The sequence below is a fragment of the Pseudarthrobacter oxydans genome (assembly GCF_013314975.1).
Taxonomy (GTDB): Bacteria; Actinomycetota; Actinomycetes; order Actinomycetales; family Micrococcaceae; genus Arthrobacter; species Arthrobacter oxydans.
The window spans coordinates 1-12646 of the sequence record NZ_JABTYH010000003.1 but is presented as its reverse complement, the minus strand read 5'-3'; the positions used below and the strand labels follow the sequence as shown (position 1 = coordinate 12646).

10 protein-coding genes are annotated in these 12646 nt (G+C 68.7%); 5 read left to right on the top strand and 5 right to left on the bottom strand.

Annotated elements, in window-relative coordinates; translation table 11 throughout:
- Nucleotides 1–59: 59 nt before the first annotated feature.
- Both HTS88_RS02920 and HTS88_RS02915 read left to right on the top strand, forming a co-directional pair.
- Entirely contained in the window at nucleotides 60–329 is a 270-nt protein-coding gene (locus HTS88_RS02920) for an SHOCT domain-containing protein (RefSeq protein ID WP_174175331.1), read from the top strand.
- Complete coding sequence (locus HTS88_RS02915) at nucleotides 329–1804, top strand: multicopper oxidase family protein (RefSeq protein ID WP_174175329.1); 1476 nt, start codon at nucleotides 329–331, stop codon at nucleotides 1802–1804. Before HTS88_RS02920 ends, HTS88_RS02915 begins: the two co-directional genes overlap by 1 nt.
- Nucleotides 1805–1843: 39 nt before the next feature.
- Here the strand turns inward: HTS88_RS02915 and HTS88_RS02910 are convergent, their stop codons facing one another.
- The 3 genes from HTS88_RS02910 to HTS88_RS02900 all read right to left on the bottom strand — a co-directional run bounded on the left by HTS88_RS02910 (nucleotide 1844) and on the right by HTS88_RS02900 (nucleotide 6621).
- On the bottom strand, nucleotides 1844–3679 hold the full coding sequence (locus HTS88_RS02910) for a gamma-glutamyltransferase family protein (protein WP_174175327.1): 1836 nt from the start codon (nucleotides 3677–3679) through the stop codon (nucleotides 1844–1846).
- Nucleotides 3680–3750: 71 nt separating this feature from the next.
- The gene (locus HTS88_RS02905) at nucleotides 3751–4806 is read right to left on the bottom strand and encodes a 2,3-butanediol dehydrogenase (RefSeq protein WP_174175325.1); all 1056 of its coding nucleotides are present in this window, start codon (nucleotides 4804–4806) and stop codon (nucleotides 3751–3753) included.
- 15 nt (nucleotides 4807–4821) lie between these two features.
- On the bottom strand, nucleotides 4822–6621 hold the full coding sequence (locus HTS88_RS02900; protein WP_174175323.1) for an NAD(P)/FAD-dependent oxidoreductase: 1800 nt from the start codon (nucleotides 6619–6621) through the stop codon (nucleotides 4822–4824).
- Between the two features lie 172 nt (nucleotides 6622–6793).
- On the opposite strand from HTS88_RS02900, the gene HTS88_RS02895 reads away from it, so the two are divergent.
- Nucleotides 6794–8119 (top strand): GAF domain-containing protein, encoded by a 1326-nt coding sequence (locus HTS88_RS02895; protein WP_174175321.1) that lies wholly within the window; start codon nucleotides 6794–6796, stop codon nucleotides 8117–8119.
- Nucleotides 8120–8159: 40 nt separating this feature from the next.
- Nucleotides 8160–8576, top strand: a complete 417-nt coding sequence (locus HTS88_RS02890) for a hypothetical protein (RefSeq protein WP_343044870.1) — start codon at nucleotides 8160–8162, stop codon at nucleotides 8574–8576.
- A 21-nt stretch (nucleotides 8577–8597) separates the two neighbouring features.
- Here HTS88_RS02890 and HTS88_RS02885 read toward each other — a convergent pair whose 3' ends face one another.
- The gene (locus HTS88_RS02885) at nucleotides 8598–9836 is read right to left on the bottom strand and encodes a S8 family serine peptidase (RefSeq protein ID WP_174175319.1); all 1239 of its coding nucleotides are present in this window, start codon (nucleotides 9834–9836) and stop codon (nucleotides 8598–8600) included.
- A gap of 163 nt (nucleotides 9837–9999) precedes the next feature.
- Between HTS88_RS02885 and HTS88_RS02880 the strand changes: the two genes are divergently transcribed.
- Nucleotides 10000–11589 carry an alkaline phosphatase D family protein gene (locus HTS88_RS02880; RefSeq protein ID WP_174175316.1) on the top strand — a complete coding sequence of 530 codons (1590 nt, stop codon included), beginning with the start codon at nucleotides 10000–10002 and terminating at the stop codon, nucleotides 11587–11589.
- A gap of 104 nt (nucleotides 11590–11693) precedes the next feature.
- On the opposite strand, the gene HTS88_RS02875 is transcribed toward HTS88_RS02880, so the two are convergent.
- Nucleotides 11694–12646 (bottom strand): GntP family permease (locus HTS88_RS02875; protein ID WP_174175314.1); only part of this gene is annotated, 953 nt, incomplete at its 5' end.

Below are 12646 nucleotides of genomic sequence, written 5' to 3'. Positions count from 1 at the left end.
GGGAGGGAACCGGCGGAGTATCGCCCTATCAGCGGTTTGCGGGCGAAAGGGCGCCGGTCATGATGTGGGGTTACGGCTCGAACATGGGCTGGATGATGTGGCTCTGGGGCGTCCTCCTGCTGGCGGGAATCGCCCTGCTGGTGCTGGTGGCCGTGCGGTTGTCAGGCACCGGGAGGACGTCAGAACGCCATCCTGAACCGCGGCAGTTGCCGGGGCCTGAGGCCGGCCGGACCCGGGCGCAGCAGATCCTCGATGAACGCTTTGCCCGGGGTGAACTCTCCGAGGAGGAATACCGCGAGCGGCTGAGGGTCCTCGGCGAGGGCCGCTGATGCGTGCCATCAGCCGGCGGAGGGCGCTGCTACTGGGAGGCCTGGGAGCGGCGGCCACGGTGGCCGGCGGAGCCGGACTCTTGTGGACGGCCACCTCCCGCTTCTCCCCCGAAGCCGGCGGTGGGCTCACCGAGCCGGAGCAGCTGCGCAGCACTGAGGGACAACTGAAGGTCCGGCTCGAGGCTTCGCCCGTATCGGTGCCGCTCGGTGGCCTGCGGGCATCCGTCCTTGGCTACAACGGAAGCGTCCCCGGCCCCACCCTGCGGGTGCGGGGCGGAGACACACTCCAGATCGAACTGGTCAACAACCTGGGCGTCCCCACCAACCTGCACGTCCACGGCCTCCAAGTCTCGCCCCAGGGCAATGGTGACAACGTCTTCGTAATGGTCCCGCCGGGCCAGTCGTTCAGCTATGAGCACCGCCTCCCCGCGGACCACCCGCCCGGAACGTACTGGTACCACCCCCACCACCACGGCATGGTGGCAGACCAGGTTTCCGCCGGCCTTTTCGGCGCCATCATCGTCGAGGAGGAGGACGCGCCAGCTGTCAGCCGGGAACGCGCCCTCGTGGTTTCGGACCTCACCCTGGATGGCTCAGGTGCCCTGGCGGAGGCCTCACCAATGGACCGGATGCTCGGGCGCGAAGGCCGGCTGGTCCTGGTGAACGGCCACAGCAGCCCGGAGTTCTCCGCCCGCCCGGGCGAGCGCGAGCGGTGGCGGATCGTGAACACGTGCGTTGCCCGCTACCTGCGGCTCCGGCTGGACGGACAGCAGTGGGAGCTGCTGGGTATTGACCTGTCCCGTTTCCCCACACCGCAGGCGGTGGACGAGGTGCTGCTTGCTCCGGGCAACCGTGCCGATGTCTTGGTAACAGCCACCGCCGGTGTGTCCGCCCTCAGGTCCGGCTACTACAACCGGGGAAGCGTGGCAGGCATGATGGGACGGGGCGGCCGCGGCCAGGGCGCCGGTGGCACGGGGGACCTGGTGCTGGCAACGTTCTCGGTGTCCGGAACCCCGGCCACCGAGCAGCCAACCCCGCTGCTGCCGGTGCCCGCCCGGCCGGCACCGGAGGACCTGCGGACCGCGGTGGTCGCAGCCCGCAGGCAACTGACCCTCGCCACAGGGACGGGCATGGGGATGGGCATGGGAATGATGTCGTTCACCCTCAACGGGCGGACCTTCGATCCGGACCGCACGGACACCGTTGCGGCGGCGGGGTCGGTGGAAGAGTGGACGCTGCTCAACCCCAGCCCCATGGACCACCCCTTCCACCTGCATGTCTGGCCGATGCAGGTTGTGGAGCAGGCAGGGACCGCCCCGGACTCGGTGACCTTGCGGGATGTGGTGAACATCCCCGCTAACGGCCAGGTGAAGGTCCGGGTCAGGTTCACGGGTTTCACCGGCCGCTCCGTGTACCACTGCCACATCCTGGACCACGAGGACCAGGGCATGATGGGAGTCATTGAGGTCCGCTGAGCCAGGCGCCAGTCCCACAGCGTTGGGTACCGCAACGAGCTACCGCCCGGCCGCGTAGCCCTGCCCGCCCCGGGGGTTGGCGGCAGCCTTCAGCACACCGGTCTTTGGACAGCGCACCACGGCCGACAGGCGGCCGAGGGACCAGTCCCCCGCCCGGGACACCACGTGGCCGCGCGCCTCAAGTCCGGCGATCACCCCGTCCCCAAGCCTGTCCTCGACAACCGCGCCGCCCGGCGTCCAGGTGCGGGGCCAGAAGGACCCCGGGATGGACGTGGTGTGGAAGGCGGGCGCGTCGATGGCCTGCTGGGGCTCATATCCGCCCACAATCGTCCGCAGCAGGTACAGCAACTGCCACTGGTCCTGCTGGTCGCCGCCCGGCGACCCGAGCGCCGCCACCGCCTGGCCGCTCCGGAGCACCAGCGTGGGCGTCAGCGTGGTGCGCGGCCGCTTGCCGGGGGTCAGCGTGGACGGGCCGCCGTCCTCCAGCCACGTCATCTGCAGCCGGGTTCCCAGGCAGAAGCCAAGCCCGGGGACCGCCGGGGAGGACTGCAGCCAGCCGCCGGACGGGGTGGCTGAGACCATGTTCCCCCACTGGTCCACCACGTCGATGTGGCAGGTATCGCCGCGGGTTTCCCCGGTGGGCTGCACCGTCGGCTCGCCCACGCCCGCGAACGCACCGTCCCCGCGGGCAGCGAGCGACGGCGGGAGGTACTCCGTGCGCAGCGGCGGCAGGAAGGGTGTGTGGCCGGGAACCCCGCCGGGCCGGAACGCGTGCGAGGCCTTCTCCCCGATCAGCTGCCGCCGCTCCGCGGCATACTCCCTGCCCAGCAGGCAGTCCAGGGGCACCGCGGCGTCGCCGTAGTACGCCTCGCGGTCCGCGATGGCCAGCTTCTGCGCCTCCAGGATGGTGTGCGCGCCGAGCTCGGTGGAGGGATCCAGGTGCTCGTCGTCGAACCCGTCCAGGATCGCGAGCGTCTGCAGCAGCGCCGGCCCCTGCCCCCACGGACCGGTCTTGGCAATGGTGTGGCCGCGGAACTCCAGCGTGGCGGCGGCCTCGTAGCCGGCCGAGAATCCCGCGAAGTCCGCTTCCGTGATCACGCCGGCATGGTCCGTGCCGGACGAGTGGCGGTGCGGTTCGGCCAGGAACTCAACCGCCGCCTTGGCCACCAAGCCCTCCCGCCACTCCCGCCGCGCGGCGTCGATCCGCGCTGGCCGCGGCGCTGGCGTGCCGCCGTCGGCCTCCGCATCCTGGCCGGCGGCAATGAGCCGCTCAAGGACGTCCGCGTAGGCCACGTTCTTCACGATGTCTCCCCCTGCCGGAACGTTCCCGTCCGGCATCCAGAGGGCGGCCGACGTCGGCCAGTGCTCCCTGAACAGCCCGGCAACTGAGGCGATGGTGCCGGCCACGCGGTCCAGGACGGGGTGCCCGTTCCGGGCGTAGCCGATGGCGAAGGACAGCACGTCCGCCAGGTCCCACGTGCCATGGTCGCGGAGGAGCAGCAGCCAGGCGTCGACGGCGGCGGGCACGGCAGCGGCGAGCGCACCGGCGCCGGGCACCAGTTCCAGCCTCTCGGCAAGGTAGTGCTCCCGGGTTGCCGCGGCCGGGGCGGGGCCCTGCCCCATGAGCACAACGGGTTCCGAGGGATTGCCGGCGGTGGTGAACACGCCCGTCATATCCCCGCCGGGGCCGTTCAGGTGTGGTTCGACGACGTGCAGGACGAACGCGCCGGCCACGGCGGCGTCGAACGCGTTCCCGCCCCGCTCCAGCACCGCCTGCGCCGAAGCCGTGGCCAGCCAGTGGGTGGAGGCCGTCATGCCGAACGTGCCCTGAAGGGTGGGGCGGGTGGTGAAGCTGCCTGCCGGTGTGTACGCCATGGAGTGCAATCCTAAGGACCCGGCTGGGAGGCGGCCGTGACCGCCACGCCCGCCTCCCCGGCCGGGGTCCGCTACGGATGCACCAGGATTTTGACGGCCGTGTCTTTGTGGTTGATCAGGGTGTCGAACCCCTGCTCCACCAGGTCCTCCAGGGCGATCCGGCCGGTGATGAACGGCTTGAGGTCCACCTTGCCCTCCTGCACCATCCTGATGACGGCGGGGTGGTCGCGGACGTAGGCGATGGTGCCGCGCAGGTCGATCTCCTTGAGTACTACCTTCTGCATGTCGATGGTGGCGGGCGCGCCCCAGATGGACACGTTGACCACCACTCCCCCCGGCCGGACGGCGTCGAGCATGGTGTCCAGCACCGCGTTCACGCCGGCGCACTCGAAGGCGACGTCGGCCCCGGCACCGCCGGTCAGCTCCCGCACCCGCTCCGGAACGTCCTCCTTGCTCGGGTCCAGCACGTGGTCCGCCACGCCGCTGGAGGTGGCCTTCTCCTTCCGCGCCGCGGTCAGCTCGCTGATGATCGTAGTTACCCCCATCCCTTTGAGGACGGCGGCGGTCAGGAGCCCGATGGGACCGGACCCGCCCACCAGTGCCGTATCTCCCGCCTTCACGCCGCTGCGCGCCACGGCGTGATGGGCCACGGACAGCGGCTCGATCAGCGCCGCCTCATCCAGCGGGATGTCGCCGATGGGGTGCACCCACCGTGCGTCCACCACAATCTTCTCGCTCAGCCCTCCCCCGCCGCCGGACAGTCCAATGAAGCCCATCTGCCGGCAGAGGTGGTAGCTGCCTGCCTGGCACATGTCGCAGTCCCCGTCCACAAAGTAGGGTTCGACGACGACGTTGTCCCCCTTCGCCAGGCCTGTCACCCCTTCGCCCACGTCAGAGACCGTCCCGGAGAATTCGTGTCCCAGGGTCACCGGGGATTCCTCGTGGGAGAGCGGGTGCGGGTGCCCAGGTGCCGGGCAGAAGATGGGGCCCTCGAGGTATTCGTGCAGGTCGGTGCCGCAGATGCCGCACCACGCGACGTCGATGGCCACCGCCCCGGCGCGGAGGTCCGGCTCCGGGATGTCCTCGATGCGGATGTCCTTGCGGGCGTGGAATCGTGCTGCCTTCATGATGGGTTTCTTCCTTTAGCGGGTGTGGTGGCTGGGCTGCAGTTCGTACACCGGCGTCTCCAGCCCCTCCATCCGGGCTTTGAGCTGCAGGGCCAGGTAGGACGAGTAGTGCCGGCTCTGGTGCAGGTTGCCGCCGTGGATCCAGAGGTTGGGGACGTTGGTTGGTTTCCACATATTGCGCAGCTCCCCCTCCCAGGGACCAGGGTCTTTTGGCGTGTCTGAGCCGTATCCCCAGCACTTGCCCACCCGGTCTGCGATCTCGGGAGAGACCAGGTCTGCCAGCCACCCGTTCATGGAGCCGTAGCCGGTGGCGTAGACGATCAGGTCGGCCTCCAGCTCCGTGCCGTCCGCCATCACCACGGCGTTGCCGGTGATCTTGGAAACCTGCCCTGATTTCAGTTTCACCCGGCCGTCGATGATCAGCTGGGAGGCGCCGACGTCAATGTAGTAGCCGGAGCCGCGCCGCAGGTACTTCACGAAGAGCCCGGAGCCGTCCACGCCGAAGTCCAGATCGAACCCGGCGGCCTCCAGCTGGGAGTAGAAGTCCGCGTCCCGTTCGGCCATCTGCTGGTACACGGGTACCTGGGTTTCCGGCAGGATCCGCATGGGCAGCGAGGCGAAAAGGAGGTCGGCCTTCTCGGTGGTCACCCCGTTAGCCAGAGCCTTCTCCGAGTACAGCCCGCCCAACGCAAGGTCCATCAGCGATTCACTCCGGGCGATGTGGGTGGAGGACCGCTGGACCATGGTCACGTCGGCGCCGTGCTCCCAGAGGTCCGCGCAGATATCGTGTGCGGAGTTGTTGGAGCCGATCACCACGGCTTTCTTGCCCGTCCAGTCCCCGCCGCCGGGGTGCTGGGAGGAGTGCCGCTGCTCCCCCAGGAAGCTCTCGGCGCCGTCGAACGTGGGGATGCTGGGGTAGCCGGAGACGCCCAGGGCGAAGACCAGCTGCTTGGGCCGGAGGGTCACCGGTTCTCCGTTGCGGAGGACGTTGACCGCCCATTCCTGCGTGCCGTCGTCGTACTCCGCACCCACGCACTCGGTGCCGGACCAGTAGTTCAGCTCCATGATGCGGGTGTAGTGCTCCAGCCAGTCGCCGATCTTGTCCTTGGCGGCGAAGACTGGCCAGTCATCCGGGAACTGCAGGTAGGGCAGGTGGTCGTACCAGACGGGGTCGTGCAGGTGCAGGGACTTGTAGCGGTTGCGCCAGGAGTCCCCGGGCTTCTGGTTCTTTTCGATGATGATGGTGGGCACGCCCAGCCGCCGCAGCCGCGCCGCGAGGCCAATCCCGCCCTGCCCGCCGCCGATGATCACGCAGTAGGGCTGCTCCTCGTACCCGAGCCGCGCCTCCTGCTCTTCCTTGAGCTCAAGCCAGGACCGGCGGCCGCGGGTGATTTCGTGCGCCACGCCCTGCTCGCGGCGCGGGCCCTTCTTCTCCTCGAAGCCCTTGAGTTCCTGCATGGTGGTGAGCAGCGTCCAGCATTTGCCGTCCCGCAGCCGCAGGTGGCCGTAGCCGCGGGCGGCGCCGGTTTCGAAGGTGACCCAGGCTTCCACCGTTCCATCGGCGGCGGCGCTGCCGGTGGCGTCCTCGGCCAGCACCCAGTTGGCGGGCTGGACACGGTCAAGCGTGGCTTCCAGCATCCGCCGGATGCTGGCCTTGCCTTCGAGCGTCTTGAGGTTCCAGGTGAAGGCCACGAAGTCCCGCCAGTAGCTGTCGTCCCCGAAAAGCTCCAGCGCCGCCTCCACGTCGCGCCGCTGCAGGGCGTCATCCAGTGACGTAAGCCAGGCCTGCGCGGCTGCCGTTGGTGATTCGGTCATGTCCACTCCTTTGTGTGATGGTCCGTGGTGTTGGGGCGGCTCCGTTTCCGTCCTGCACCCTGCGATATGCTGGGCGGGCGTGAGCTGCGTCACCCCAGTGAAACGCAGTGGGGGTTACAGCAGCGTTGCACGCAGCACCGCCGGGCGAAGGCGACGGCGGTGGAAGGGAGCCATGGACCACGGCCTGAAGTTCTCGGACCCGGCGGCGTACTCGCGCGTGCTGCGCCGCGCCCATGAACTGGTGATCTCCGGCGTTCCGCGGCCCGAAATCCCGGAACTGCTTGCCAGCTCCTGGCGCCGGTCCATGGCGCTGGGCATCAGCCCTGACCAGCACAGCCCCCGCCACCTGCACGAGGTGTCCGAGGTCCTGGAACTGCGGCGGGAGCACCGGCTGCAGCAGGTCATGCCGGCGCTCAGCGAGCTGCTGGCCGATGACTCCAGCGACGGACGGCACCTGCTGGTGCTCACGGACGCCACCGGCGAGATCCTGTGGCGGGTGGGCAGCGCCCAGGTGCTCCGGCGGGCGGACCGGCTGGAGTTCTCCGAAGGGGCCGACTGGTCCGAGGCGGGAATCGGCACCAACGCCATCAGCGAGGCTCTGGTCACCGGCCGTCCGGTGCAGCTGTTCTCCGCCGAGCACCTGGTCCGCACGCACCACGAGTGGGCCTGCACCGCGGCGCCCATCACCGATCCTTCCACCGGCCGGCTGCTGGGCGTGCTGGACGTTTCGGGCCCGCTGGAGTCCCTTACTGCGGACACGCTGCGGATGGTGCGGTGCGCCGTGAGCATGGCGGAGGCGCTGTTGAAGACGTCCGACGGCGGCGCCTCCCTTGGTGCCCCTTCCCTGGCGCCTGCTTCCCGGCCACCATCCCGGGCCGGATCCGCAGTGCGGCCTTCGGCGGCAGTTAAGACTCTTGAATTGCTCGGCGACCAGCCGGCGGCGGTGTTCCGGAACGGCAGCCGGGTGCCGCTGACCCTGCGGCGGGCGGAGATCCTGGCGCTGCTGGATTCGCGGATGCAGGGCTGGAGCGCTGAAGAACTGGCCTATGAGCTCCACGGCGATGCGGGTATTGCAGCGTCCATCCGGACGGAAATGTTCCGGGTCCGGTCCCTGCTGGGCGATGCCATAGCGTCCAACCCATACCGGCTGGAGGAACGGCTCGCCGGGCGGTCGGATGCCGGCCGGGTCCTGCGGCTGCTCCGCGGGGGCAACGTGGCTGCCGCGCTGGAGGCCTACCGCGCTCCCCTGCTCAGCCGTTCCGGAAACATGGCGGTACAGCTCCTGCGGGACCGGCTGGACCTCGCCCTGGGAGCGGCTGTTCGTGCCAGCACGGACCCTGCGCTGATCATCCGCTGGCTGTCCACGGACATGGGCTCGGCCGACATGCAGGCGGTGGAGGCGCTGGGGAAACTCGTGGGCAGGAGCGATGCGCGGTATTTGTCATTCAGCGCGGGAGCGGCAGCGGCGGAGGCAAACCTCGCCATCGGCGGGACTTAAGGCACTTCTGCACCCGGGGACCGCATGGGAAGTTGCAGAGGTGATTAGGAGACACCCCTGGCTGTGGCACCATGACGCTGCCCGCCACGGGACGGAGACCACACAGAATCACGCTGCCGTGGTCGCCATCAAGGCAGTCCACACCCTGGCGTGGCTGTCGATCGAGTCATGCGTTGTTTATCTGCTCATCACCGGGCTGGCCGGACGCACCGATAAAAAGGTTGGCCTGGCCGCGACGGTGGTCACCGCCGAAACCCTGGTGTTCGCCGGAAACGGGTTCCGCTGCCCCCTCACCGGCCTGGCCAGGCGGTACGGCGCCGAGTCAGGCTCGGTCACGGACATCTACCTGCCCCGGTGGTTCGCCCACAACCTGCCGGCCATCCACACTCCCCTGCTGGTGCTGATGGCCTACCTCCACCTGAAAAACCTCCGCCGCGGACAGGCAACCGGGTCCTAGCTTTCAACCCGCGGGCTGCGGTTACCGGACCGCGTTGTTCGCGTTCACGCGGCCGTTGGCCCAGTAGGTGCCGGTGCCGGAGATCTTGTCGGCGCTTGACTGGACCTTCTCCCGGATGGCCGTGTTGCCCGCTTGCGGGTTGACGCTCCAGGCGAGGGCAACTGTGGCAGCCACAATCGGGGAGGACATCGAGGTGCCGTTGCCCACGTCGTAGCCCAGCGAGCGGTTGTTTTGTGTTCCCAGGTAAAACTTGTGGTTCGGGAAGGTGGAGTAGACGTTGACGCCGGGGGCGGCGATGTCCACCCAGCTTGCCCCGTAGGTGGAGAAGGAGGCCTTGGCGTCGAAGTTGTCCGTGGCGGCGACGGCGATGACGTTGGCATACCCGGCCGGGTAGATCTTGGTCTGGTTCCCGCCGTTTCCGGCAGCGGCCACCAGCACGGCTCCCTTGGTCCACGCGTTGTTGACGGCTGTTTCGAGAGTGCGTGACGCCCGCACCCCAAGGCTCATGTTGATCACCTTCGCCCCGTTATTGACCGCCCAGTTGATCCCGTTCGCGAGGCCTGAGCTCGAACCGACGCCGCTGTCGTTGAGGACTTTGCCGTCCAGGATGCTGCACGCCGGGCACACCCCGGCCACGCCGATGGTGTTTTCGGAGGTGGCCGCAACAGTTCCGGACACATGCGTGCCGTGGCCGTAGTTGTCCTCGCCGGTGCTGGCCCCGCTGAAATTCGCCCGTGCCACCACCTTCGGTGCGATGTCCGGGTTGTCGCTGGCGACTCCCGAATCGAGGACGGCAACCATGACGCCGCCGCCAGTGGTGCGGCCCCACGCCTCGGCCGCATCCACGTCGGCGTCCGCCTTGCCCGCGCCGACAGTCAGCGTGCCGGCGGTGTTCGTGAACGACTGGCCGGTGTTGCTCAGGGCGTACTGGCGGCCGAAGTACTGGTCGTTTGACGCGGGCGTGACCACCTCGTCCGGCTCCGCATAGTCCACGGCAGGATTGCGGTCCAGCGCTTCGATGAGCTGGAGTTCCTTCCCGGCCAGGACCTTGATCAGGTGGGCGCCGGTGCCGCCGATTTCGGGTCCGTCGCTGAGTCCGTATCCCCGCAGCACGGCGGCCGCCGCGGCGTGGTCCCGGAACTTGACCATGATCTGCCCGGCGATGTGGGACGGTTCGGCTGCGGTACCGGGGGCTGCCAGGGTGATCCCGCCCAGCACCAGCGCCGCCGCCGCGAAACCGGCAGCAAGGAGTCTTTTCATCCCGTCATTTTGCTCCTCGCAGCCCTGGCTGGATAGGGCCCTTTGGGAGATGCTGTCTAAGGCGGACTGATTCCGGACAAAAAGACATCTCTTGTCACGCAGTTAACTGCTCATTCACATTCCCCTCAGGACCTGTCCAACCGGCGTCCCTAGGTTCGAACTCATGGACAACATCTCCCGCAGATCCCTGATTTCCGCCGGCCTGGGCGCCGGGCTCGTCGCCGCCCTGCCGGGTGCCGCCGTCGCCGTGTCCACAGCTGACGACGCCGGCCTCCGCACCGACCCTTTCATGCTCGGCATAGCGTCGGGCGAGCCGTGGCCGGACGGCTTCGTGATCTGGACGCGCCTGGCGCTGGACCCCCTGGCCGAGGACGGGCTCGGCGGCATGCCGGCACGCCCGGTCCCCGTGGCTTGGGAAGTGGCTGAGGACGCGGGCATGCGCACCGTAGTAGCCCGCGGCGTCGAACACGCCCGGACTGAAACCGCCCACTCCGTCCACGTGGAGCTCCAGGGCCTCAAGCCCGGGCGCGAATATTTCTACCGCTTCCGCAGCGGCCGCCACCTCAGCCAGGTGGGCCGCACGCTCACCAGCCCCGCGCCGCATGAGACGCCGGCCGCCCTGGCCATGGCGTTCGCCAGCTGCTCCCAGTACGAGCACGGCTACTTCACCGCCTACACGCGCCTGGCCGAGGACCACCCGGACCTGGTGCTGCACCTGGGCGACTACCTCTACGAGTACAAGAAGGACAGCTACGTGATCGGCGGCGGCAACCCGCGCGACCACCAGGGCCCGGAAACCACCACCCTGCAGGGGTACCGGCAGCGGCACGCGCAGTACAAGTCCGACGCCGACCTGCAGGCCGCGCACGCGGTGGCACCCTGGCTGGTGGTGTGGGATGACCACGAGGTGGACAACAACTGGGCGGACGAGATTCCGGAGAACAGGGACGCCGGCCAGCTCAACGACACCACCGAACGTTTCCGCCAGCGCCGCGCCGCCGCGTTCCAGGCGTACTACGAGAACATGCCGCTGCGGAGGTCCTCCGTGCCGGCCGGGTTCGACATGAAGATCTACCGCACCATCCAGTGGGGCCAGCTGGCCAACTTCCACATGATGGACACCCGGCAGTACCGCGACGACCAGCTCGCCGGCGACGGCTGGAAGAAGAATGTGGCCGAACGCCTCGCGGAGAACCGGACCATCACCGGCGCGGAGCAGGAGAAGTGGCTGCTGGACGGGTTCCGGAACTCCACCCAGCGCTGGGACGTCCTGGGCCAGCAGGTGTTCTTCGCCGAGCGGGACCGGGCCCAGGCTGTGGAGATTGACGACGTCTCCATGGACGGCTGGGACGGGTACGCCGCCTCCCGCCGCCGCATCACGCAGGGCTGGCTGGACGCGAAGGTGCGCAACGCCGTCGTCCTCACCGGCGATGTGCACCGCAACTGGGCCAACGACCTCAAGGTGGACTACAAGGATCCGGCCTCGCCGGTGGTGGGTTCGGAGCTGGTGTGCACGTCCATCACCTCCACCGGCAACGGCACCGGTTCCACCACGGACCCCGTGATGGCCTGGAACCCGCACCTGAAGTTCTTCAATGACAACCGCGGCTACGTGAACACCAGGATCACGCGGGACGCGCTGACCGCGGACTTCCGGACGCTGGACTACGTCACGACGCCGGGCGCCCCGGTTTCAACGAAGGCTTCATTCACCGTCCAGGACGGGGTTCCGGGGCTGCAGGCACGGGGGTAGCCCACCCTGCCTGGTACCGAATTGCGTAAGGGCCTGGGCCCGGTTGACAACCGGGCCCAGGCCCTTACGGCTCTTGGTCAGCCAGTCCACTGGAGTGGAGCGGCTCAGCCCAGGATGAGGTTCAGGATGAACAGCAGCGGGATGGATCCGGCCCACACGGCGGTGGTGATGCCGGACCAGCCGCGGAGCGCTGCGGTGCCTTCGAGCCCGGTGAAGCGGGTGACCACCCAGAAGTAGGAGTCGTTGAAGTAGCTGAGGATCATGGAACCGGCGGTGCAGGCCATGGCTGCAACCAGCGGATCGATGCCCAGCGTGCCCACCAGCGGGGCGGTAACGGAGGCGGCGGTGATCATCGCCACCGTGCCCGAGCCCTGGGCCAGCCGGACCAGCGTGGCCACCAGGAACGGCACCAGGAAGGCGGGCAGGGCGGTGGCGGCAATGGCTTCAGCCAGGGCGTCGCCCACGCCAGAGCTGCGGAGCACCTGTCCCAGTGCGCCACCGGCACCGGTGATCAGCAGGATGAGGCCGGCGGAGGCCGCAGCCTCGGCAAACCAGCCCTGGACCCGGCTGCGCGGGGTCCACCGCGGCAGCAGCACGTAGACGGCGAGCAGGACGCCGATGATCAGCGCGATCACCGGGTTGCCGATGAAGGCGAAGGGAACAACCCAGGCGGACGGCTCGTACTTGCCGCCCACAACGCCCTGGGCGTTCTGGTCCATGGCTCCCGTGACCGTGTTCAGCACAATCAGCAGCAGCGGGACCAGGAGGGGCAGGGAGGCAAGGAATGCGCCGACGCGGTGCGGTTTGGCGCCCTCGGGCGGGGTGCCCAGGTCCAGCTCGGGATCGTCCGGAAGGTCCTCCTGTGCAGGTGCGGCGTCGTCGTCGGCGGTGATGGTTGACGTGCCACCGTGGTGGGATCCTTCGGAGGCACCCACCAGCGCGGCGCGGCCGTAGACAGCCTCGCGGACCTCCTCGGTGACGGAACTTTCGAGCTTGGGTCCCATCCACTTGGCGTAGGTCACGGCAATGGGAAGGAGCAGGACGGTGAACACCAGGC